The organism is Curtobacterium sp. MCPF17_001, assembly GCF_003234615.1.
Classification (GTDB): Bacteria; Actinomycetota; Actinomycetes; order Actinomycetales; family Microbacteriaceae; genus Curtobacterium.
Window position 1 is genome coordinate 80,895 of the sequence record NZ_QKSL01000008.1, and the last position, 21,776, is coordinate 102,670.

At 72.5% G+C, this 21,776-nt stretch carries 24 protein-coding genes; 18 read left to right on the forward strand and 6 right to left on the reverse strand.

The window, feature by feature from the left end:
- The first annotated feature begins 24 nt into the window (after positions 1-24).
- Genes DEJ24_RS09345 through DEJ24_RS09355 form a run of 3 tightly spaced genes read left to right on the forward strand, consistent with a single transcriptional unit; the run spans position 25 to position 2,206 of the window.
- Entirely contained in the window at positions 25-1,647 is a 1,623-nt protein-coding gene (locus DEJ24_RS09345; protein WP_111078394.1) for a serine/threonine-protein kinase, read from the forward strand.
- Positions 1,648-1,690: 43 nt separating this feature from the next.
- Positions 1,691-1,960: a hypothetical protein gene (locus DEJ24_RS09350; protein WP_111078395.1), complete on the forward strand. Its 270-nt coding sequence runs from the start codon at positions 1,691-1,693 to the stop codon at positions 1,958-1,960.
- Positions 1,961-2,008: 48 nt separating this feature from the next.
- On the forward strand, positions 2,009-2,206 hold the full coding sequence (locus DEJ24_RS09355; RefSeq protein WP_111078396.1) for a hypothetical protein: 198 nt from the start codon (positions 2,009-2,011) through the stop codon (positions 2,204-2,206).
- Positions 2,207-2,245: 39 nt separating this feature from the next.
- On the opposite strand, the gene DEJ24_RS09360 is transcribed toward DEJ24_RS09355, so the two are convergent.
- The gene (locus DEJ24_RS09360) at positions 2,246-3,184 is read right to left on the reverse strand and encodes an aldo/keto reductase family oxidoreductase (protein ID WP_111078397.1); all 939 of its coding nucleotides are present in this window, start codon (positions 3,182-3,184) and stop codon (positions 2,246-2,248) included.
- A 119-nt stretch (positions 3,185-3,303) separates the two neighbouring features.
- On the opposite strand from DEJ24_RS09360, the gene DEJ24_RS09365 reads away from it, so the two are divergent.
- Positions 3,304-4,131 (forward strand): putative RNA methyltransferase, encoded by an 828-nt coding sequence (locus DEJ24_RS09365; protein WP_111078398.1) that lies wholly within the window; start codon positions 3,304-3,306, stop codon positions 4,129-4,131.
- Positions 4,132-4,157: 26 nt separating this feature from the next.
- On the opposite strand, the gene DEJ24_RS09370 is transcribed toward DEJ24_RS09365, so the two are convergent.
- Positions 4,158-4,862: a hypothetical protein gene (locus tag DEJ24_RS09370; protein ID WP_111078399.1), complete on the reverse strand. Its 705-nt coding sequence runs from the start codon at positions 4,860-4,862 to the stop codon at positions 4,158-4,160.
- Between the two features lie 69 nt (positions 4,863-4,931).
- On the reverse strand, positions 4,932-5,354 hold the full coding sequence (locus DEJ24_RS09375) for a VOC family protein (RefSeq protein ID WP_111078400.1): 423 nt from the start codon (positions 5,352-5,354) through the stop codon (positions 4,932-4,934).
- A 103-nt stretch (positions 5,355-5,457) separates the two neighbouring features.
- Here DEJ24_RS09375 and DEJ24_RS09380 point away from each other — a divergent pair, with 103 nt between their 5' ends.
- The 7 genes from DEJ24_RS09380 (at position 5,458) to kdpC (ending at position 11,728) form a co-directional block, all read left to right on the forward strand.
- Complete coding sequence (locus DEJ24_RS09380; RefSeq protein ID WP_111078457.1) at positions 5,458-6,480, forward strand: YafY family protein; 1,023 nt, start codon at positions 5,458-5,460, stop codon at positions 6,478-6,480.
- Between the two features lie 97 nt (positions 6,481-6,577).
- A complete protein-coding gene (locus DEJ24_RS09385; RefSeq protein ID WP_111078401.1) occupies positions 6,578-6,961 on the forward strand; it encodes a cupin domain-containing protein in 384 nt (127 codons plus the stop codon).
- A gap of 58 nt (positions 6,962-7,019) precedes the next feature.
- Positions 7,020-7,211 (forward strand): hypothetical protein, encoded by a 192-nt coding sequence (locus tag DEJ24_RS16595; RefSeq protein WP_111236908.1) that lies wholly within the window; start codon positions 7,020-7,022, stop codon positions 7,209-7,211.
- Positions 7,208-7,297 carry a potassium-transporting ATPase subunit F gene (locus DEJ24_RS09390; protein WP_111043536.1) on the forward strand — a complete coding sequence of 30 codons (90 nt, stop codon included), beginning with the start codon at positions 7,208-7,210 and terminating at the stop codon, positions 7,295-7,297. Before DEJ24_RS16595 ends, DEJ24_RS09390 begins: the two co-directional genes overlap by 4 nt.
- The gene (kdpA, locus tag DEJ24_RS09395; protein ID WP_111078402.1) at positions 7,297-8,979 is read left to right on the forward strand and encodes a potassium-transporting ATPase subunit KdpA; all 1,683 of its coding nucleotides are present in this window, start codon (positions 7,297-7,299) and stop codon (positions 8,977-8,979) included. The genes DEJ24_RS09390 and kdpA overlap by 1 nt, the downstream gene beginning before the upstream one ends.
- A complete protein-coding gene (kdpB, locus tag DEJ24_RS09400; RefSeq protein WP_111078403.1) occupies positions 8,979-11,126 on the forward strand; it encodes a potassium-transporting ATPase subunit KdpB in 2,148 nt (715 codons plus the stop codon). The genes kdpA and kdpB overlap by 1 nt, the downstream gene beginning before the upstream one ends.
- Positions 11,123-11,728: a potassium-transporting ATPase subunit KdpC gene (kdpC, locus tag DEJ24_RS09405; RefSeq protein WP_111078404.1), complete on the forward strand. Its 606-nt coding sequence runs from the start codon at positions 11,123-11,125 to the stop codon at positions 11,726-11,728. Before kdpB ends, kdpC begins: the two co-directional genes overlap by 4 nt.
- Before the next feature lie 11 nt (positions 11,729-11,739).
- Here the strand turns inward: kdpC and DEJ24_RS09410 are convergent, their stop codons facing one another.
- Positions 11,740-12,507 (reverse strand): Abi family protein, encoded by a 768-nt coding sequence (locus DEJ24_RS09410; protein ID WP_111078405.1) that lies wholly within the window; start codon positions 12,505-12,507, stop codon positions 11,740-11,742.
- 192 nt (positions 12,508-12,699) lie between these two features.
- Here DEJ24_RS09410 and DEJ24_RS09415 point away from each other — a divergent pair, with 192 nt between their 5' ends.
- Together DEJ24_RS09415 and DEJ24_RS09420 are read left to right on the forward strand one after the other, a co-directional pair.
- Positions 12,700-15,192 (forward strand): ATP-binding protein, encoded by a 2,493-nt coding sequence (locus tag DEJ24_RS09415; protein WP_111078406.1) that lies wholly within the window; start codon positions 12,700-12,702, stop codon positions 15,190-15,192.
- Positions 15,189-15,875 carry a response regulator gene (locus DEJ24_RS09420; RefSeq protein ID WP_111078407.1) on the forward strand — a complete coding sequence of 229 codons (687 nt, stop codon included), beginning with the start codon at positions 15,189-15,191 and terminating at the stop codon, positions 15,873-15,875. Before DEJ24_RS09415 ends, DEJ24_RS09420 begins: the two co-directional genes overlap by 4 nt.
- Before the next feature lie 166 nt (positions 15,876-16,041).
- On the opposite strand, the gene DEJ24_RS09425 is transcribed toward DEJ24_RS09420, so the two are convergent.
- Entirely contained in the window at positions 16,042-16,866 is an 825-nt protein-coding gene (locus DEJ24_RS09425) for a LuxR C-terminal-related transcriptional regulator (RefSeq protein ID WP_110903640.1), read from the reverse strand.
- Between the two features lie 113 nt (positions 16,867-16,979).
- Here DEJ24_RS09425 and hxlB point away from each other — a divergent pair, with 113 nt between their 5' ends.
- Positions 16,980-17,552, forward strand: a complete 573-nt coding sequence (hxlB, locus tag DEJ24_RS09430) for a 6-phospho-3-hexuloisomerase (RefSeq protein ID WP_111078408.1) — start codon at positions 16,980-16,982, stop codon at positions 17,550-17,552.
- 20 nt (positions 17,553-17,572) lie between these two features.
- Positions 17,573-18,202: a 3-hexulose-6-phosphate synthase gene (gene hxlA / locus DEJ24_RS09435; RefSeq protein ID WP_110903642.1), complete on the forward strand. Its 630-nt coding sequence runs from the start codon at positions 17,573-17,575 to the stop codon at positions 18,200-18,202.
- Between the two features lie 242 nt (positions 18,203-18,444).
- Here the strand turns inward: hxlA and DEJ24_RS09440 are convergent, their stop codons facing one another.
- Positions 18,445-18,810, reverse strand: coding sequence for an SHOCT domain-containing protein (locus tag DEJ24_RS09440; RefSeq protein WP_111078409.1), 366 nt, complete (start codon positions 18,808-18,810; stop codon positions 18,445-18,447).
- Positions 18,811-18,933: 123 nt separating this feature from the next.
- Here DEJ24_RS09440 and DEJ24_RS09445 point away from each other — a divergent pair, with 123 nt between their 5' ends.
- The 3 genes from DEJ24_RS09445 to DEJ24_RS09455 all read left to right on the forward strand — a co-directional run bounded on the left by DEJ24_RS09445 (position 18,934) and on the right by DEJ24_RS09455 (position 21,674).
- Positions 18,934-19,611, forward strand: coding sequence for a response regulator transcription factor (locus DEJ24_RS09445; protein ID WP_111078410.1), 678 nt, complete (start codon positions 18,934-18,936; stop codon positions 19,609-19,611).
- Entirely contained in the window at positions 19,604-20,950 is a 1,347-nt protein-coding gene (locus DEJ24_RS09450; RefSeq protein WP_111078411.1) for a HAMP domain-containing sensor histidine kinase, read from the forward strand. Before DEJ24_RS09445 ends, DEJ24_RS09450 begins: the two co-directional genes overlap by 8 nt.
- A 79-nt stretch (positions 20,951-21,029) precedes the next feature.
- The gene (locus DEJ24_RS09455; RefSeq protein WP_111078412.1) at positions 21,030-21,674 is read left to right on the forward strand and encodes a PepSY domain-containing protein; all 645 of its coding nucleotides are present in this window, start codon (positions 21,030-21,032) and stop codon (positions 21,672-21,674) included.
- Positions 21,675-21,776: the final 102 nt, after the last annotated feature.

Sequence of the window (21,776 nt, forward strand, 5' to 3'; positions counted from 1 at the left end):
AGGTCAGCCCGGTAGGTTTCCGGCATGGAAGAACGGCTGATCGGCGGCAGGTACCGGGTGACCGGGACCCTCGGGCACGGGGGGATGGCATCGGTCTACCGCGCCGTCGACGAGCAGCTCGGACGAGAGGTCGCGGTCAAGCTCTTCCGCATCGGACCCGTCGACCACGGTGAGCGTGCGCGCGCCGAGGCCGAGATCCACGTGCTCGCCGGCCTCCGCAGCCCGAACCTCGTCACCCTGTTCGACGCGGCCCTCGACGACGTCGACGGCGACTCGTTCCTCGTGATGGAGCTCGTCCCCGGCAGCGACCTCGCCACCCGTCTCCGCGAGGGTCCGCTCGACCCGACGACCACGGCCCGTGTGGGTGCGCAGGTCGCCGAGGGGCTCGCCGCCGTGCACGCCCAGGGCATCGTGCACCGTGACGTGAAGCCCGCCAACGTCCTCCTGGAGCAGGACGGCGAGCACGTCAAGCTCGCCGACTTCGGCATCGCGCTGCTCCGCGACGCCGCCCGCGTCACCGGCACCGGCACCGTCATCGGGACGGCCGCGTACCTGGCTCCCGAGCAGGTCCTCGGCCAGCCCGTCACCGGCGAGGCCGACGTGTACGCACTCGGCCTCATGCTCCTCGAGGCCCTGACCGGCAAGCAGGCGTTCCCGGGCAGCGCGGTCGAGGCCGCCACCGCCCGACTCGCCCGAGCGCCCGAGATCGACCAGCACCTGCCGACGGCGTGGCGCACGCTGCTGCACGTCATGACGGCGCAGCACCCGGAGGACCGTCCGTCCGCCGCCGAGGCTGCCGCGCGCCTCCGCGCACTCGGCAGGGACGAGGTCGCGCCTGCCACCCAGCTCCTGCCGGGAGGCCCGGGGGCAGTCACGCGCGCCGCCGCCGGTGCCGGGGTGGCCGGTGCAGCCGCCGCCGGCGCGGGTGCCGGAACCGCATCCGCGGACGAGGCGACGCGCGCGATGCCGGTGCAGGGAGCCTCCCGCCCGGACGACGCCACCCGACGGCTCCCGACCCAGTCCCAGCCGGCGCGGAGTGCGGACGACGACGTGGCCACCACGGTCCTCGGGACGCCGGGAGCCGCAGCAGCCGGTCCGGGTGGTGGCGCCGGTGGTCGTGCGGGCGGGCCCGCTGGTCCGGCCCGGCCGCTGGCCACGGACCCCGACGAGCCCCGGCGGAAGCGCTGGGTGGTGGCGCTGATCGTCCTGGCGGTCCTCGTGGTCGCCGGCATCGTCGTCGCGGCCCTCGCGTTCAACCGTGACGACACCACGTCACCGAACCCCAGCGAATCGACGCAGCAGACCGCACCGGTCGACGACCAGCCGAGCTCCGAGCCGTCCGACGAGTCCAGCGAGCCCGCCCAGCAGCAGCCGAGCCAGCCGGCCGACCAGCCGTCGGAGCAGCCCTCCGAGCCGACGCAGGAACAGCCGTCCGAGGAGCCCTCGGAGCCGTCGGACGAGCCGAGCGAACCCACCGATCAGGTGCCGACGACCGCACCGGTGCCGGGCACCGACACGACGCTGCCCGTGCAGGACCCGCTGGACACCGGGGCGGACACGACCTCACAGCAGGGCCCGGCCGACAGTGGTCCGGGCGGGGCGACCGGTCCCGGGAAGTCCGGAGACGCACCGGGCCACAACAAATGACGAGGCTGACCTGCTGTCCACCTGGGCGGAGCACACTCGACCCATGTCGATGAGTGCACCGTTCGATCCCCAGCAGCAGGGCAGCGACGTTCCCCCGGACGGCTCCGACCAGGACGAGCTCGAGGTGGAGGAGTCGCGCGCGGCTCCCCCCGCTGACGGGCCGTCCGGGGCGGACGTCTCCGGCGCCGATGCGATCGGCGACCCCGGGGACTCCCCGGTCCGACACGACGACGAGGACGCGGCCGGCGGCGGCCCGGTGTTCCGGACCCCGCATCCCGGCGACCGTCTGCACCCGGGCGACCTCGGCGACTGACCAGCGCGCGTTGCGCGCACTCCCGGGTCGGCCGGGCATGCTCGTCGGATGTCGATGAGCAGTGCGTTCGACCCGTCGAAGGGTCTCGCCATCCCCGAGGAGCAGCCCAGCGGCGACGGGCTCGAACTCGACGACGACCCGGCCGCGCTCGGGATCCGGTTCGAGGTCGTGTCCGGCGGGTCAGCGGACCCCGCAGCAGCGCTGCCTCCGCGTGAGCCCGACGAGGACGACGCGCCAGCGCCCTGAGTGCTGCGCCGACGCGTCGTCCGCGGTGGGACCGCCCACTCAGGGGACGGTGTGCCCCGCCGCCGTGAGCACGCGGTACCACTCCTCGCGGCTGAGTTCGACGTCGGACCCGGCGGCCGAGTCGCGCACACGCTGCGGGTTCGTCGTGCCGAGGACGACCTGGAAGTGCGCGGGGTGCCGGGTGATCCACGCCACCGCGATGGCGGTCGGGGTGACGCCGTGCGCCGAGGCGAGCTCCTCGAGCACGTCGTTCAGCTCGGCGTACTGCTCACGGTCGCCCAGGAAGACGCCGTCGAAGAAGCCCTTCTGGAACGGGGACCAGGCCTGCAGCGTCACGTCGTTGAGACGCGAGTAGTTGAGGATGTCGTTGTCGCGGTCGATGGACTGGTCGAGCCCGCCCATGTTCGCGGTGAGGCCCTGCGTGATCACGTTCGCGTGGGTGATGCTCAGCTGCACCTGGTTGAACGCGAGCGGCTGCCGCACGGACTTCTTCAGCAGCTCGACCTGCCCGGGGGTGTGGTTCGAGACACCGAAGTGGTGCACCTTGCCGGCGGCGTGCAGTTCGTCGAACGCGCGGGCCACTTCCTCCGGCTCGACGAGGGCGTCGGGGCGGTGCAGCAGCAGCACGTCGATGTAGTCCGTGCGCAGGGCGGTGAGCGACTCCTCGACCGAGGACAGGATGTGCTCGTACGAGAAGTCGAAGTACGCGCCGTGCTCCGTCGGCCGGATGCCGACCTTCGTCTGCAGCTGGATGTCGGCCCGCTCGGAGGACGACAGCGTCACCGCGGAGCCGAAGCGCTCCTCGCAGCCGTGCCAGACGCCGTACACGGCAGCGTGGTCGAACATCGTCACGCCCGCGTCGCGCGAGGCCGTGTAGAGCGAACGGATGTCCTCGTCGCTCATGTCGTTGATCCGCATCATCCCGACGATCACGTCGGAGGCGGTGAGGTCCGTCTGTGGCAACTCCAGTGTCTTCACCCCACCGATCCTGCCAGCGGCCACCCGTGTGAGCCAGGCCCTGGCCGTACCCCCGGGGCGCTCCCCGACCGCGACCACCGCACCGGGCCACCCGTCCCGCCGCCCCGTACCCTGGACCGGTGCGTGACGACCTGCTGCCCGTGCTCGCGTGCCCGGTGTGCACCGAGCCGCTCGCCCGCACCGCCCCGGGGCAGGCCGGTTGCCGCAACGGGCACCGGTACGACGAGGCCAAGCAGGGCCACCTGACGCTCCTGCCCGCGAAGCGCCGAGCACTCACCGCGGACACCCCGGAGATGGTCGACGCGCGGCTGCGTTTCCTCGGTCGCGGTCACTACGCGCCGGTCGAGCGGGCGCTCACGAGCGTGGTCGCCGACGCGACCGCACCCGGCGTGGTCCTCGACGTCGGTTCCGGCCCGGGCACGTACCTCGCGCACGCGCTCGACGGCACGACACATGGCGATGCTGCCAGGAGGCTCGGGGTCGCGTTGGACCTCTCGGCCGTCGCCATCCGCCGCGCGGCACGCATCCACGGGCACGTCGGTGCCGTCGTCGGGGACGTGACTGAGCGCCTCCCGGTCGTCGACCACGCCGCCGCCGTCGTGCTCGACGTCTTCGCGCCGCGCAACCAGCACGAGTACGCCCGGGTGCTGCACCCCGGAGGCGTGCTCGTCGTCGTCACGCCCCGGGTCGGACACCTGGCGGAACTCGCGGCCGCCACGATCAGCGTGGACCCGGAGAAGGAACGCCGGCTGCACGACAGCTTGACACCCGCGTTCACGCCGCGCTCGACCGAGGACCTGACCTGGACGATGGAACTCACCGCCGAGGCCGTGCACGACCTGGTGCACATGGGGCCGAGTCACCACCACGTGGCGGCGGACACGGTGTTCACGCCGGAGACGGTGACGGCGGCGGTGACCGTCAGCACCTGGACGCCCGCGCGCTGAGCGACGAGCGTCGGACTCGACCGGGGTCAGCGCGGACGGATGTCCCGCCCGGTGTCGTCGGGTGTCGGCCACGGTTCGGCGGGACCGCGCTGCGCCGGCCAGCCCTGTGCCGCAGCGCCCGCTGCGGGCCAGTTCGGCGCCGGGGTGCCTGCCCCCGCGTACGCGACCCATGCCCACGGCGCCCGCTCGGCGAGCCAGGCCTCGAGATCGGGGTAGCCGATGGCGATCGACACCGTGTCGAACAGCACGGTCCCCTCCGGGTCGCGCGCCTGGATCCCGCCGTACGGGCCGGTCCAGGGCCGGATCGACGCGATGGCGGTGTGGTGCACCTCACGTTCGGTCCGGAAGCCCTTCCGGACGATCAGCCGGTCCGGCAGCGCATCGATCCGCGTCCGTGCCAGGGCACTGGCGAGCAGGACGAACGCGACCCCGCCGAGCAGAGCGACAGTGCCCGCGATGCCCATCGGCAACGCGTCCGGGTCGTCCGTGGTCGAGGCCGCACCGAGCAGCAGCACGCCGCCGAGGACGATGACCAGGATGCCGATGGTCCGCAGGATGACCCGCTGCCACCGTCTCGGCCGCACGGTGAACAGTGCGTCCGGGGCCGCCCCGGCGAGCACGCGCTGGTGCTTCCGCTTCCGGTCCCCCCGGCGGATGGCCGACGTCACGACCACCGGGACGACGGCGGCGATGACGAAGGCGATGGTCACGGATGTGATCGTGGTCCCCATGCGGTCAGCGTACGGATCGGCGGCGGTCGCGTCCGTGCCGTACCGCCGTCGATCCGCCGCCGTCGGTCGTCAGTGCTGCTGCGCAGCCGGCACGTCGAGGGCCCACACCACACCGAAGCGGTCGCGCAGCTGGCCGGCCAGGGGGGACCACGCCGACGGCCCGAGCGGCTGTCGGACCTCGGCGCCCTCCTGCAGGCCCGCCCACACCGCCCGGATCTCGTCCTCGTCCGTGCCGCTCAGGTAGACGTACGAACTGTTCGTGCCCTGGTCGTAGGGCTGTCCCGGCCACACGTCGAAGGCCATGACCCGGACGCCGCTCGCCGAGGTCACCTGGCCCCAGACGACGCGGTCCGCCCACGCCGGATCCTCGACGGCGCCGCTCTGGCCGTACGTCACGACGACGGGCTCGGTGCCGAGGGCTGCACCCCAGAACGCCAGCGCCGCGGCGGCCTGTCCGTCGAAGTTCACGTGCGGGATGGTGGTGATGGTCATGTCGACTCCTCGTCGTCGTGCGAGCGCCGGTCGGCCTCGTCCCGAGCAGCATCGCGGCAGATGCGGTCAGATCCTGTCCGCTCCTCCTGGCATGCTCGGGGTCATGCCCGCTCCGTCCTCCCGACTGCTGTCGCTGCTGTCCCTGCTGCAGGTCCGCCGGGAGTGGTCGGGCAACGACCTCGGCAGGCGGCTGGACGTCAGCCCACGGACCGTGCGGCGGGACGTCGACCGTCTGCGGGAGCTCGGGTACCGGGTCGACGCACTCCGCGGCCCGGCCGGCGGCTACCGGCTCTCGGCCGGGTCGGACCTGCCGCCGCTCCTGTTCGACGACGACCAGGCCGTGGCGATCGCCCTCGCACTGGCCGTCGCACCGGCCTCGGGTGCCGACATCGCGGAGGCCGCAGCCCGTGCGCTCACGACCGTCCGGCAGGTGATGCCGTCCCGCCTGCGGCACCGGATCGACGCCGTCCAGGTGGTCACCACGCCCGGAGCCGTCGTCGTCGACCCCGCGGTGCTGGTCGCCGTCAGCGAGGCAGTACGGACCCGCACCGTCCTGCGCTTCGGCTACACGCCCGCCTGGCCGCCGGGAGCGGAGGACGACCGGCCACCCCGCCGGGTGGAACCACACGCACTCTTGGCACGGGCCGGCCGCTGGTACCTGCTCGCGTGGGACACCGACGCGGAGGACTGGCGCACCTACCGGGTGGACCGGATCGCGCCCAAGGTGCCCACGGGCCTCCCGTTCGTCCCCCGGGCCGTCCCGGGCGGCGACCCGGGGGCGTTCGTCGCGGCCCGCTTCCGCGGCGCGGACGGCGCGGACGGCACGGTCGGTACGGGTGGTTCGGGTGGTGGTGGCTCGGCCTGGCCGTGTGTCGGGACGGCGGTGCTGCAGGTGTCGGCACACACCATCGCGCCGTACGTGGCCGAGGACGCCGTCCTCGAGGACCTCGGCGACGGCACCTGCCGACTCACGACCGGCTCGTGGTCGTGGACTGCGCTCGCAGCGGTCTTCGCCGGCTTCGACGCCGACTTCGCCGTCACCGCGCCCGCGCCCCTGCGGGACGCGGCCGTCCGGGTGGCCGCGCGGCTCGCTGCGGCCGGGACCCGCGGAGCAGGACCGCCGTGACGGGCAGCGCGCTGCTGTCCGACTCCGCCAACCAGAGGACACCATCGCTGGGGCCGTCGACCTGCGGGACGGGCGTTCCAGGGTCGATGATCAGGTCATGACTGCTCTCCACGGGATCGACATCGCCGCTGAACTCCGACAGGTCCAGGCCCACTGGACACCGCGGGTCGTCGGGCGGGTGAACGACCAGTACGTGAAGGTCGCGAAGCTGCTCGGTGAGTTGGTCTGGCACGCCCACGACGCCGAGGACGAGATGTTCCTCGTCGTCTCCGGCCGGCTCCGCATCCAGCTGCCCGACGACCAGGAGGTCGTGCTCACGCCCGGTCAGTTCCACGTCGTCCCCCGAGGCGTCCGGCACAACCCGATCGCGGACGAGGAGGTCGAGATCGTCCTCATCGAGACCGTCACGACCGCGCACACCGGTGCCGTCGTCGTCGAGGGCACCGTCCCGGTCGAGAACCAGGTCGGCGACTTCCGCTGAGGCCGGCACGGGGCCGTTAGCGCTCCGCACGTGTCGCCCAACCGGGCGTCAGGGAACCGTGAGGACCGGCCTGGAGGCCCGCCCCCGGACGCAGCATCGGTACCGCACCACAACCGGTGCGGTCCACGGCGTCTGCCGCGGGCACCTCGATCTCCAGGAGTCCCACGTGTTCGACGTCTTCGTCGTCGCCGGTGTCCTCGCCGTGTTCGGCGTGGTGGCACTGATCGCCAAGGGGGTGGAGCGACTGTGATCGCGATCACCATCGCCGCCGCCGTCCTCGGCATCGCCGCTGTCGTGTACCTCGTCTGGGCGCTCGTCCGCCCCGAGCGGTTCTGATGGGCGCCGCGCAGACCTGGGCCGGCATCGCCCAGGTCGCCCTCCTCGTGCTGCTCCTCGTCGTGGCGCACCGGCCGCTCGGCGACTGGATGGCCCGCGTCTTCACGAGCTCCCGCCACGGCCGCGTCGAGCGAGGGGTCTACCGCCTGATCGGCGTCGACCCCGACGCCGAGCAGTCGTGGGCCGCGTACCTGCGCGGCGTGCTGCTGTTCAGCGTCGCCGGGCTGCTGCTCGTCTACCTGCTCCAGCGCATCCAGGTGGTGTTGCCGGGCGACCTCGGGCTGCCCGCCGTGGGACCGGCGCTCGCGTTCAACACGGCGGCGTCGTTCGTGGCGAACACGAACTGGCAGTCGTACTCGCCCGAGGCCACCGTCGGGTACACCGTGCAGATGGCCGGTCTGGCGGTGCAGAACTTCCTGTCCGCAGCCGTCGGTCTCGCCGTCGCGGTCGCCCTGGTCCGCGGGTTCGCCCGGCGGCGGTCCGGCACGCTCGGCAACGTCTGGGTCGACGTCGTCCGCGGCACCGGCCGGCTGCTCCTGCCGCTGGCCTTCGTCTCGGCGCTCGTGCTCGTCGCCGGCGGCGTCATCCAGTCCTGGGGCGCCGGGACCGACGTCACGACGCTCACCGGCGGCGCGCAGCACATCCCGGACGGCTTCGTCGCCTCGCAGGAGGCCATCAAGGAGCTCGGCACGAACGGCGGCGGCTACTTCAACGTCAACTCCGCGCACCCGTTCGAGAACCCGCAGGCCTGGACGAGCCTGTTCGAGGTCTTCCTCATGCTCGTCATCCCGTTCTCACTGCCCAGGACCTTCGGGAAGATGGTCGGCGACACCCGCCAGGGCACCGCCATCGTCAGCGTCATGAGCGGCATCTTCCTGGCGTCCCTGTCGGCCATGTCGCTCGCCGAACTCGCCGGTGGCGGAGCCGCGACCCACGCCGCCGGTGCCGCCATGGAGGGCAAGGAGGTCCGCTTCGGCATCCTCGGCTCGACGCTCTTCGCCACCGCGACGACCTCGACGTCCACGGGTGCCGTCAACGCCATGCACGACAGCTTCACCCCGCTCGGCGGCATGATGGCGCTGGTCAACATGATGCTCGGCGAGGTCACCCCGGGCGGTGTCGGCTCCGGCCTCTACGGCATGCTCGTGCTCGCCGTGATCACGGTCTTCATCGGCGGGCTGCTCGTCGGCCGTACGCCGGAGTACCTCGGCAAGAAGATCCGCGCCAAGGAGATGACCTTCGCCGCGCTGTACATCCTGGTCACCCCGACCGTGGTGCTCACCGGCACGGCCCTGTCGCTCCTGATCCCCGGCGTCCGCGAGCAGGTGCTCGGCACGTCGCTGTTCAACCCGGGCAACCACGGCCTGTCCGAACTGCTCTACGCGTTCACCAGCGCCGGCAACAACAACGGCTCGGCGTTCGGCGGCCTCACCGCGAACACGACGTGGATGAACTCCGCGCTCGGCGTCGCGATGCTGCTCGGTCGCTTCGTGCCGATGGTGTTCGTCCTGGCGCTCGCCGGGTCGCTCGCGTCGCAGGACAAGGTGCCGGCGACCGTCGGCACGCTGCCCACGCACCGGCCGCTGTTCATCGTGCTCCTGGGCGGCGTCGCCGTCATCGTCACCGCACTCACGTACTTCCCGGTGCTCGCACTGGGCCCGCTCGCAGAAGGACTGTCCTGATGACCACCCTGACTCCCGAGTCGGAGCAGCACACCGCTGAGCAACCGGGCCGACGCCCGTCGGCCTTCGGACCCCGTCAACTGGCGGCGGGCCTCCCGGGTGCGTTCCGGAAGCTGGACCCCCGGCTGATGTGGAAGAACCCGGTGATGTTCATCGTCGAGGTGGGAGCCGCCCTGACGACGGTCACCGCCGTCGTCGAGCCCTTCACCCGGTCGGGAGGCGCGTCCGACTCCGGCACGCCCGTCCCGTCCTCCTTCACCATCGCGATCGCCGTGTGGCTCTGGCTGACGGTCGTGTTCGCGAACCTGGCCGAGTCCGTCGCCGAGGGGCGCGGCAAGGCGCAGGCCGACACGCTGCGCAAGACCCGCTCGACGACCACGGCCCGCCGTGTCGTCGGCTACTCGGCCGCCGATCCGGCCGCGCTGTCCGCCGGCACCGAGGACGTCGCCTCGGTCGACCTGGCGAAGGGTGACCACGTGGTGGTCGTCGCCGGCGAGGTGGTCCCCGGTGACGGAGACGTCGTCGACGGCATCGCCTCGGTCGACGAGTCCGCCGTCACGGGCGAGTCGGCCCCGGTGATCCGCGAGTCCGGTGGTGACCGCAGCGCCGTCACCGGGGGTACCCGGGTGCTGTCCGACCGGATCGTGGTGCGCATCACCTCCACCCCGGGCGAGACGTTCATCGACCGGATGATCCGCCTCGTCGAAGGTGCCGCACGGCAGAAGACGCCGAACGAGATCGCGCTGAACATCCTGCTCGCGTCACTGTCGATCGTCTTCGTGATCGTCTGCCTCACGCTGCAGCCCATCGCCGGACTCGTCGGCTCGACCGTCAGCATCACGGTGCTCATCGCGCTGCTCGTCTGCCTCATCCCGACCACCATCGGGGCGCTGCTCTCCGCGATCGGCATCGCCGGCATGGACCGGCTCGTGCAGCACAACGTCCTGGCCATGTCCGGTCGCGCGGTCGAGGCCGCCGGCGACATCACCACGCTGCTCCTCGACAAGACCGGCACGATCACGTACGGCAATCGACGGGCCTCTCGAGTCGTGCCGGTGCCGGGTGTGAGCGAGGTCTCGCTCATGGAAGCGGCAGCGCTGTCGAGCGCTGCCGACGGGACGCCCGAGGGCCGGTCGATCGTGGACCTGGCGCTCGCCGCCGGGGTCTCCACGTCCCTCCCGGCCGGTGGGGTCGAGGTGCCGTTCACCGCGCAGACCCGGATGTCCGGCGTCGACCTGCCCGACGGGTCCTCGGTGCGGAAGGGCGCCGCGGCCGCAGTGCTGGCCTGGGCGGACACCGGCGACGGCGGTGTTGCTGCCGCGATCGACGCGACCGTCGCGGAGATCTCCGACCAGGGCGGCACCCCGCTCGTCGTCGGCCGCCGCGACGCCTCGGGCACGGTCCAGCTGCTCGGCGTCGTGCACCTCAAGGACGTCGTCAAGGACGGCCTGGCCGAGCGGTTCACCGAGCTCCGCAGCATGGGCATCCGCACCGTGATGATCACCGGCGACAACCCGCGCACCGCCAAGGCCATCGCGGCCGAGGCCGGCGTCGACGACTACCTCGCCGAGGCCACCCCGGAGGACAAGCTCGCGCTGATCCGCCGGGAGCAGGAGGGCGGCAACCTCGTCGCGATGACCGGCGACGGCACGAACGACGCCCCGGCCCTGGCGCAGGCGGACGTCGGGGTGGCGATGAACACCGGGACGACCGCGGCGAAGGAGGCCGGCAACATGGTCGACCTCGACTCGGACCCGACGAAGCTCATCGACGTCGTCCGGATCGGCAAGCAGCTGCTCATCACGCGTGGTGCGCTCACCACGTTCTCGATCGCCAACGACATCGCCAAGTACTTCGCGATCATCCCGGCGATGTTCCAGCTTGCGTTCCCGGGACTGGCGGCCCTCAACATCATGGGGCTGCACTCTCCGGCGTCGGCGATCCTGTCGGCGATCATCTTCAACGCGCTCGTCATCGTGGCGCTCATCCCGCTGTCCCTGCGTGGCGTCAAGTACCGCGCAGCCTCGGCGTCGTCGATCCTCGGCCGCAACCTGCTCGTCTACGGGCTCGGCGGCGTCATCGTCCCCTTCATCGGCATCAAACTCATCGACCTCGTCGTCGGTCTCATCCCGGGGTTCTCGTCATGACTTCCACTCGCTCCTTCCTCCGTTCCAGTGGTGTGGCTGTCCGCCTCACCGTCCTCGCCACCGTCGTGCTCGGCGTCGCCTACCCGCTCGCGGTGTGGGGCGTCGGCCAGGCGGCCTTCTCCGACCAGGCGAACGGCTCGATGGTCACCGACTCCTCCGGCACGACCGTGGGCTCGTCGCTGATCGGACAGTCGTTCGCCGGGAAGGACGCGGACCGCTGGTTCCAGTCCCGCCCGTCGGCCGCCGGCGAGGACGGCTACGACGCGAACGCCTCGTCCGGGTCGAACCTCGGCCCGTCGAACCCCGACCTGACCAAGGCGGTCGAGGAGCGCCGGGCCGCGATCGCGAAGGTCGACGGGGTGCCCGCCTCCCAGGTGCCCGCGGACGCCGTGACCGCGTCGGGCTCCGGCCTCGACCCGGACATCAGCCCGGCGTACGCGCGCCTGCAGATCGCCCGAGTGGCGTCGACCCGTGGCCTGTCGGAGTCGCGCGTACGTGCCCTGGTCGCGTCGCACACCGAGGCTCGCCAGCTCGGCGTTCTCGGTGCTCCTACGGTCAACGTCCTCGAGCTGAACCTGGCCCTGGCGCGGACCGCGCCCTGATCGTGACGCGCTCACTCCGACCCCTCCTCGGCTCGCTGCTGCCCTCCCGGATGGTGGAGTCCGTGGAGGAGGTCGGGGTGACACGCCAGGAGCTCCGTCAGCCTCTGCGACCGGGAACACGGCCGCCGGGCCGTGCTGGCGAGGTGGTCGATGAGCACGACCGAGCGGTACGGACTCCGGACCGGCGCTCCGGCCAGCCGCTCCACGAGGTCTGTCGGTCGCCGGTAGTGCGGCGTCGGGACGCCGAGGGGTCGACCCCAGAGTCGGGCGTGGTGCGCGCAGCAGTTCCGGACGTGGGTGATGTGCTGCAGGGTCGCGCGGAAGGTGGGCTGCGGCATGCGGAACGACCGGGACACCTGCTCCTGGAGCCGGGGGACGACGGCGCCGGCCGTCCGGGACAACGTGCCGAGGCTGAGCTCCTCGGCCAGGACGGCGAAGGGGAGGTCGTCGAGCGGACGATCGCGCAGGTCGGCGTCGTGCGACTGCGCCAACGCGTGCGCGAACCGAGCTCGCAACGTCCCGACGGGGGCTCGTGGGCGGAACGAGCGGTGCTCGAGGTGCCAGAACGCTCCGGCCGTCTCGGTTCCGGCCTCGTCGAGGCGCCCACGGAGCGCGAGCTCGATCCGCTCGATCAGGGACAGCAGGACGGCTCGCAACTCGCCGTCGAAATCCTGGAGCCGGTCGACGTCAGCATCGGACGTGGGGAGCTCGTGAGCGCGCAACGCCTGCCGGAACTGCTCGTGTCGGTGGACCGAGACGGCGAGCGGGTGGTGCGACATGTGGCTCCTGAGGACGACGGATGATCGTGATCTCGGGCAAGCCGGCAGCAACTACAGCGCAGGGAACATCATGAGCAATGAAAAGTCCCGCCGGTTTGAGGAAGCGTGAGCTCGAGCCTTGGCGGGAACGATTGATACCAATATATCAGTGGATGGCCGTGCCGTCAACGTCGAACACGAGAGGATGAGCGCGTGAAGCGAGGGAAGCTGCGAGTGCTGCTCGGTGCGGCCCCCGGCGTGGGCAAGACCTACACGATGCTCGAAGAGGGCCGCCGGATGGCCGACCACGGCCGCGACGTGGTCGTCGCCGTCGTCGAGACCCACGGCCGCGCCGCCACCGCCGCACTGGTGGACGGGCTCGAGGTCGTCCCGCGCCGGACGGTCGAGCACCGCGGGGTCGCCCTCGACGACATGGACCTCGACGCCGTCCTCGCCCGACGCCCCGAGGTCGCCCTGGTCGACGAACTCGCGCACTCGAACGCCCCCGGCAGCCCGCACGAGAAACGGTGGCAGGACGTCGAGGCACTGCGGGCTGCGGGCATCGACGTCATCTCGACGGTGAACGTCCAGCACATGCAGTCCCTCGGCGACGTGGTGCGCGAGATCACCGGCACCGTGCAGCGTGAGACCGTCCCCGACGCCGTGGTCCGCGCCGCCGACCAGATCGAGGTCGTCGACCTGTCCCCGCAGGCCCTCCGTGACCGACTGTCCGACGGGCTCGTGTACCCGGCCGCCCGGATCGACGCGGCCCTGTCGAACTACTTCCGCCTCGGCAACCTCACCGCCCTCCGCGAGATCGCCCTGCTCTGGCTCGCCGACGAGGTCGACGACGCGCTCAAGCGCTACCGCGCCGAACACGGCATCGCGAACCGGTGGGAGACCCGGGAGCGTGTCCTCGTCGCCCTGACCGGCGGCCCCGAGGGCGAGACCCTGCTCCGCCGGGGCGCCCGCATCGCCGCCCGCTCGGCCGGCGGGGAGCTCGCCGCCGTGCACGTCACCACGAACGACGGTCTCCGCGAGCGGCATCCCGGCGCGCTCGGCAAGCAGCGCGCCCTGCTCGAACAGCTCGGCGGCACCTACCACCAGGTGGTCGGCGACGACGTGCCCACCACCCTCGTCCGGTTCGCCCGCTCCGTCGACGCCACGCAGATCGTGATCGGCATCAGCCGTCGCAGCCGACTCGTCGCCGCCCTCACCGGCCCGGGCATCGGCAGCACCGTCATCCGCGAGTCCGGCGACATCGACGTGCACGTGGTCACGCACGAGCGCGCCGGCGGTGGCCTGGCCCTGCCGAAGCTCGGCGGCAGCCTGTCCCGCTCCCGGATCGTGGCCGCGTTCCTGCTCGCCCTGGTCGCCGGACCCGTCCTGACCTGGCTCCTCAGCCTCACCGACGACCCCGACTCGATCACCGTCGACGTGCTCGCCTACCAGCTGCTGGTGCTCGTCGTCGCCCTGATCGGCGGCATGCTCCCCGCCGTGTTCGCCGCCGTGCTGTCCGGCCTGAGCCTCGACTTCTTCTTCGTCCGACCCCTGCACCAGGTCACCGTCCAGCAGCCCTGGCACCTGTTCGCGCTCGTCATGTACGTCGTCAGCGCGGTGCTCGTCAGCTTCGTCGTCGACCGGTCGGCCCGCCGCTCCCGCACCGCCCGCCGAGCCGCCGCCGAGTCCGGGCTCCTCGTCGGGATCGCCGGCAGCGTGCTCCGCGGCGACGACGCCCTCCAGGCCCTCGTCGAGCGCACCCGCGAGGCCTTCGGCTTCGCCGGCGTCCGCGTCCGCCAGGGCGACGAGGTGCCGGCCACGTCGGGGACGTTCGGGGACACGCCGGACGCGGCCACGAGCCTCCCGTCCGGAGCCGTCCTGGAGTTCGCCGGCGCACCCGACGACCCCACCCAGCGGCGGTTGCTGCGGGTCGTCGAGCAGCAGCTCGACGCCGCCCTGGAACACCGCGCGCTCACCCGCACCGCCGTCGACGCGGAGCGGATCACAGCCGTCGACCGGGTCCGGAGTGCCATCCTCGCGGCCGTCAGCCACGACGTCCGGCGACCGATCGCGGCCGCCTCCGCCGCCGTGCAGTCCCTCCGCGCGCGGGACGTCCGACTGGGCGAGGCCGACCGGGAGGCCCTGCTCGCGACCGCCGACGAGAGCCTCCGTCAGCTGGCGGTGCTGTTGGCCGACCTGCTCGACGTCAGTCGGGTGCAGGCCGGGGTGCTGGCCGCGTCCCCGGTCCCGACGTCGCTCGACACGGTCGTCGCCCCTGCACTCGACGAGCTCGAACTCGGCCCGGAGGACGTCGACCTCGACCTGCCCGCCGAACTCCCGCCCGTCCTCGCCGACCCGGTGCTCCTGCAGCGCGTCGTCGTGAACCTGCTGGCGAACGCCGTCCGGTACTCACCGGACGGGGAGCGGGTCCGGATCGCGGCGAGCGCCTTCGCCGGCGGCGTCGAGCTCCGGGTCGCGGACCGTGGGCCGGGCATCCCCGAGGACCGCCGCGAAGACGTGTTCCAACCGTTCCAGCGCCTCGGGGACACGGACAACGACACCGGACTCGGACTCGGCCTGGCGCTCGCGCGCGGGTTCACCGAGGGCATGGGCGGCACGATCGAGGTCGACGACACCCCCGGCGGTGGCCTCACCGTCGTGGTGCGTCTGCCGATCGCGGGACACCTGGGAGTGGTGGGCAGATGAAGGTCCTGATCGCGGACGACGACGTGCAGCTGGTGCGGGCGCTCGCGGTGACGCTCGGTGCCCGCGGCTACGACGTGGTCACCGCCCGCGACGGTCGTGCCGCGATCGACGCCGTCATCACCGAGCGGCCGGACATCGTGATGCTCGACCTCGGGATGCCGCGGCTGGACGGCATCGGGGTGCTCGAGGGCATCCGCGGCTGGTCGCAGGTCCCCGTGCTCGTGCTGTCCGGGCGGACGGACTCCGGCGACAAGGTCGACGCCCTGGACGCCGGGGCCGACGACTACGTGACGAAGCCGTTCCAGATGGACGAGCTCCTGGCGCGACTGCGGGCGCTCGGGCGGCGGCGGGCACCGGCGGCTGGGGAGGCCACGCCGACGATCCGGATCGGTGAGCTCGTGGTGGACCTCGTCGCCAAGCAGGTCACCGCTCCCGACGGTCCGGCGATCCGGTTGACCCCGACCGAGTGGCGGCTGCTCGAGGTCCTGGTGACGAACCCCGATCGGCTGCTGACGCGCGAGATGCTGCTGACGGAGGTGTGGGGACCGACGCACGGCAACGACTCCGGGTACCTGCGGCTGTACATGGCGCAGCTGCGGCGGAAGCTCGAGCCGGAGCCGTCGCGCCCGCGGTTCCTGGTGACCGAGTCGGGGATGGGCTACCGGTTCGCACCGGCCGGCTGATCCGACATGGCGGCGCTGCTGCTGTCTTGCCGGCACCGCGTCCGCCGGTTTCGCTGGTGCCGTTCGGCCGAGCACAACCGTGTCCTGCTCGCACCGCGGCATCCCGTGGTTCGAGCGGGTTCCTGTTGGGCTGTGACACCCAACGGTCGCGCCAGCGCGTCGCCGCTCAGCCGGCGTGGGCGTGCGCCGCGAGCTCCGCGCGGGTCCGGGCACCGTGCTTCCGGAGCAGGTTCGCCACGTGGTACTTCACCGTGTTCACGGAGATGCCGAGCCCGTCGGCGATCTCCCGGTTGCCGACGCCGGTCGCGACGAGCCGCAGCACGTCGAGTTCGCGGGGAGTCAGGTCGGAGTCCTCGGGTCCCGGAGCGGAGGCGACAGGCGGGTCGAGCGGCACCGTCACGTCGATCACGGACCCCCACCCGGGCGTCGAGTCCACCCGCATCTGCCCGGCGAGCGCCGCGACCCGTTCGGCGATCGGTCGCATCGCGTCGTCCTGCACGTCGTGCGTCCCGGCACCGTCGTCACGGAGCTGCATGAGCAGGTTCCGGCCGTCGCAGTCCCACTGGATGCGGACGCGGTTCGCCCGCCCCTCGTCGACCAGGGTCAGCACCGCGGTCCGGACCACGGCCCGGGCAGCGTGCGCGACGTCCCCGGGCAGCGCACGTCCGTTCGCGGGGGGTTCGACGAACTGCACGTCGAGGTCACCGAACCGGACGAGGGGTCGCAGGTCGGCACGGAGGCGCGAGAACGCCCCGGCGACGGGCTCCAGCAGGACCTCGCGCTGCCGGTCCGTCGACGTCCGCAGGTCCACGAGCGCGGCCGACGCGATCTCGACCGCCTCAGCCCGGGCCGCGGCGTCGCCGACCCGGGGCGAGCGGAGCACCGCCAGCACGGACTCCAGCGTGAGCGTGTGCCGGTCGGTCCGGTCGGCGAGGAGGCGAGCGTGCTCGGCTGGGGTGATCCGGGCCTCCCGGCCGTGCTGCGTGTCCATCCGGACGAACCTACCCGCCCTGCCCATCCCTGGACAGGGAGCCGTCCGAACGGGTGGGACGCCCGCCGTGTCGGGTAGCGGTGTGTCCAGCGGTCGACGCGCATGCTCGTTGCATGTCCCAACAGACGCTCGCCGCCGCGCTCGACCTCGTCAGCCACGAACTCGACGACCTCGTCGACGGGGTGGCTGAGGGCGACCAGGCGGCTTCCGCCCGTGCGCTCGACCTGCTCGACGGTGCCGAACGCGTGTTCGTGCACGGCGCCGGACGGTCCGGGCTCGCGCTGCGGATGACCGCGATGCGGCTCATGCACCTCGGCCTCGACGTGCACGTCGTCGGCGAGGTCACGGCCCCCGCGATCGAGCCGGGCGACGTCCTGCTCACCGCGAGCGGATCGGGCACCACCGGCAGCATCGTGCAGGCCGCACGGACCGCGGTGGACGTCGGCGCGAAGGTCGTCGCCGTGTCGACCACGTCCTCGTCGCCGCTCGCCGAGCTGGCCGAGGTCACCCTCGTGCTGCCGGCAGCGACGAAGACCGACCGATCCGGCACCGCATCGGCCCAGTACGCCGGCAGCCTGTTCGAGCAGGGCGTCGTCCTGCTCGGCGACGCGCTGTTCCACGCGCTCTGGCAGCGCAGCGGACACTCCGCCGACGACCTCTGGCCGCGGCACGCCAACCTCGAATGACCCCTCCGGAAGGAACCACCATGCAGCTCCAGTTCGCCATCGACACCCTCTCCACCGAGACCGCCCTCGAACTCGCCGCCGCGGCAGCCCCGCACGTCGACATCCTCGAGCTCGGCACCCCGCTCGTGAAGAGCGCCGGCGTCGCCGCCATCACGGCGATGAAGGAAGCCCACCCGGACAAGATCGTGTTCGCCGACCTCAAGACGATGGACGCCGGTGAGCTCGAGGCCGACATGGCGTTCCAGGCCGGCGCTGACCTGGTCACCGTGCTCGGTGTCGCCGGGGACAGCACCATCGTCGGCGCGGTCGCCGCGGCGAAGAAGCACGGCAAGGGCATCGTCGTCGACCTGATCGGCGTCCCCGACAAGGCCGCTCGTGCCCGCGAAGTCACCGAGCTCGGCGTCGAGTTCGTCGAGGTGCACGCCGGCCTCGACGAGCAGGCCGAAGAGGGCTTCACCTTCGACACGCTCCTCGACGAGGGCAAGGCCTCGGGCGTGCCGTTCTCGATCGCCGGCGGTGTGAAGGCCGCCACGGTCGCCTCGGTCAAGGCAGCGGGAGCCCGCGTCGCCGTCGCCGGCAGCGCGATCTACAGCGCCTCGGACGTCGGCGCTGCCGCCGCCGAGATCCGCGCCGCGATCGACGCCGCGTAGTCCTCTCCGCAACACGCAACGTGGGCGGTTCCTCGCAGCGGTACTCCGCTGCGTGGGGCCGCCCACGTTGCGTTCCGCGGGGCTCGGCCCTCGAGACGCCGCTCGGTCTTCGAGACGCCGCGGCATCCGGCGGCGTCTCGAGGAGAACAGGGCGTCGCGGAGAGACGGGGCGTCTCAGCAGCGGGACGATCGTCGAGGTGCCGCAGGCGCGAGTGGGGTCTCGAGCTGACCGGCGCAGGCCCCTACGGGCGCAACGCGTCCGACCGCGCCGCTCGGTGCTCCTCGTCGGTGATGACCCCGCGCCGGTGCAGGTCGTCGAGTTCCGCGAGCCGCTGCTCGAGGGTCGTCGTCGGCGCGAGCGCACGGGACCGCATCGCGGAGTGCGCGAGATCCTCCTCGATCGTGAACGGGTTCTGGCCGCGCTTCGCCATCCGGGTGCTGCGGTACACCGCGATGCCGACCGACACGACGATGCCGATCACGATCAGCACTCCGACGACGGTGATGAGCGTCGAGGCAGTCGAGAAGGTCCGCGAGAAGTCGTCGACCGGCCAGGAACCGCCATCGGTGGAGAACGCCGGGTCGAAGCCGGACGCGATGCTGATCATGGAGAGCCCCCTCGTCGTCCCGAGAGTAGCGCCCGACGGGGACGACGAGCCGCACCCCGTCCGAGGGACCCCTGTACGGCCCGGCTTCAGCCCCGGTTCAGGCCGCCCCGCCATGCTCGGACGATGCGCGTGCTGGTGGTCGACGACGAAGTCCGGCTCGCCGAGGGCATCCGCAACGGGCTGCAGGCCGAGGGCTTCGCCGTCGACGTCGCCCACGACGGGGTGGACGGGCTCTGGTACGCCCGTGAGAACCCGTACGACGCGATCGTCCTCGACCTGATGATGCCGGGCATGAGCGGCTGGAAGGTGTGCGAGACGCTCCGCGCCGAGCAGGACTGGACCCCGGTGCTCATGCTCACCGCCAAGGACGGCGAGTGGGACCAGGTCGACGCCCTCGACGCCGGCGCCGACGACTACGTCACGAAACCGTTCTCGTTCCCGGTGCTCGTCGCGCGTCTCCGTGCGCTCGTCCGGCGCGGATCCCGGGAACGCCCCACGGTCCTCCAGGCCGGCGACCTGCGTCTGGACCCGGCGGAGCGACGGGTGTGGCGGGGCGAGGTCCTGCTCGACCTGACCAGCCGGGAGTTCACCGTCCTCGAGTACCTCATGCGCCACCCCGGCCAGGTATTGTCGAAACGGGACGTCATCGCCAACGTCTGGGACGACGACTTCACCGGCGACCCGAACATCGTCGAGGTCTACGTCGGTCACCTCCGCCGCGCGGTCGACCGCCCGTTCGGCCGGAACGCCATCGAGACCGTCCGCGGGGCCGGGTACCGCCTCGACGTCGACGGTGGCTGAGCGCCCGCCCCGTCGCTCTCGCCGGCCCGTCTCCATCCGGACGCGGGCGACGGGAGGCGCGGCCCTCGTCGTCCTCGTCGCCCTCGTCATCGGGGCGGTCGCCTTCGTCGGCGTCCTCCGCACCTCGCTGTCCGACGGTGTCCAGACCGCCGCGGAGCAGACCCTCGACGGCCTGAGCACCCGTGTGGAGGCCGACGGCCCCACCGCCGTGGAGGCGGAGGACGACGACGTGCTGGCCCAACTGCAGGACGGCGACGGCCGCGTGCTGGCCCGCGCCGACGACACTCCCGCCCGGCCGCTCGACACCGCCGAGCAGTCGCGCACCCGGCACGACGGCGACCGGTGGCTGCTCGTCGCCGACGACGTCGACCTGCCGGGCGGCGGTGACGGGGTCCTGGTCGTCGGCGCTCCCCTCGAGGACGCCGACGCCGCCGTCCGGACCGTCAGCGTGCTGCTGGTGGTGGCGGTCCCGGTGGTCGTGGCACTGATGTCGCTCGTGACCTGGTTCGTCGTCGGCCGTGCGCTCCGCCCGGTCGACCGGATGCGCCGCGAGGTGGACGCCGTCGAGGGCACGAACCTGCACGCCCGGGTCGACGAACCGGGCTCCGGGGACGAGGTCGACCGGCTCGCCGCGACCATGAACCGGATGCTCGGACGGCTCGAAGCGTCGCAGCAGGCGCAGCGGCAGTTCGTCTCCGACGCCTCGCACGAACTCCGCTCCCCACTCGCGACGATCCGGCAGCACGCCGAGGTCGCCCGCGCCCACCCGGACGTCACCGGCACCGCGGACCTCGCCGACGTCGTGCTCGACGAGGGTGCGCGGCTGCAGGAGCTCGTCGAGTCGCTGCTCCTGCTCACCCGCGTCGACGAACGCGGACGCGACCGGGACCGGGCGGTGGACCTCGACGACCTCGTGTACGCCGAGGCCTCCCGACCGCGCTCGGTGCAGGGCGCGGCCGTCCGGGTCGACGTGTCCGGTGTCGCCCCGGCGCGGGTCAGCGGTGACGACCGGCTGCTCGGCCGGGTGGTCCGGAACCTGGTCGACAACGCCGTCCGGCACGCCGCGGACACGGTCGTCGTCGGTCTCCGGACCGACGGTGGTGGTGCGGTGCTCACCGTGGACGACGACGGGCACGGCGTCCCCGAGGCCGACCGGGCCCGGGTGTTCGAGCGCTTCGTACGACTCGACGAGGGCCGGGCGCGGGACGCCGGCGGATCCGGGCTGGGGCTCGCGATCGTCGACGCCGTCGTCCGCGGGCACGGCGGCAGCGTCACGGTGTCGGCGGCGCCCAGCGGGGGAGCGCGGTTCACGGTGCGGCTGCCGCTGCTGCAGGACTGAAGCGGCGACGTCCGGCTGCCCGGGCGTCGCCCCAGGTCGCTTCAGGTCTGCTTCAGTGCCCGTTGCCCAGGGTGGTCACATGCAGACCACGAAGAAGACCACCACCCGCCGCATCGCGCTCCTCACCGCACTCCCGCTCGTCGGGGCCATGGCGCTCGCCGGCTGCTCGTCCGACGACGACGACCGCGACGACGTCGCCGCACCGGCAGCCTCCGCTCCGGCAACCACCGCGACCGAGGGCAGCACCGGTGCCAGCGCCCCCGCCTCGGGCAGTGCCGCCGGGAACGACGCCCTCACCGCCGCCGCCGGGACCGCCCGGAAAGCCGTCGGCTCCGGCACCGTGACCTCGATCGAGCAGGAGGCCGGCGGTACCTCGTGGGAGGTCCTCGTCGTCACCTCCGACGGCAACGAGCAGGAGGTCCACGTCGATGCCGACGGCCAGCGCACCACCGCGGGCCCGACGAAGGAGACCTCGGACGCCGAGGACGTCACGGAGGCCAAGCGGTTCGTCGGTGCCGCCGACCTCTCCGTCGCGCAGGCCGCCTCGACACTGACGAAGACCGTCTCCGGCACCGGCACCGTCACCGAGCTCGGCCTGGACGACCACGCGGGCGCGGTCGTCTGGGAGGGCGACGTCCTCGACGGATCCGGCACGAAGCACAGCATCCGCATCGACGCCGGCAGCGGCGAGGTCGTCACGAACACGGTCGACACCGAGGACTGACCCCGGCGGCACGAGCCGGGTCGTGACCTGTACTGATCGCAACCGACGGCGCAGGTTCCGGGGCGGGCCGCGTGGCGGACGTGGAGCGGGCCTCCAGAGCGG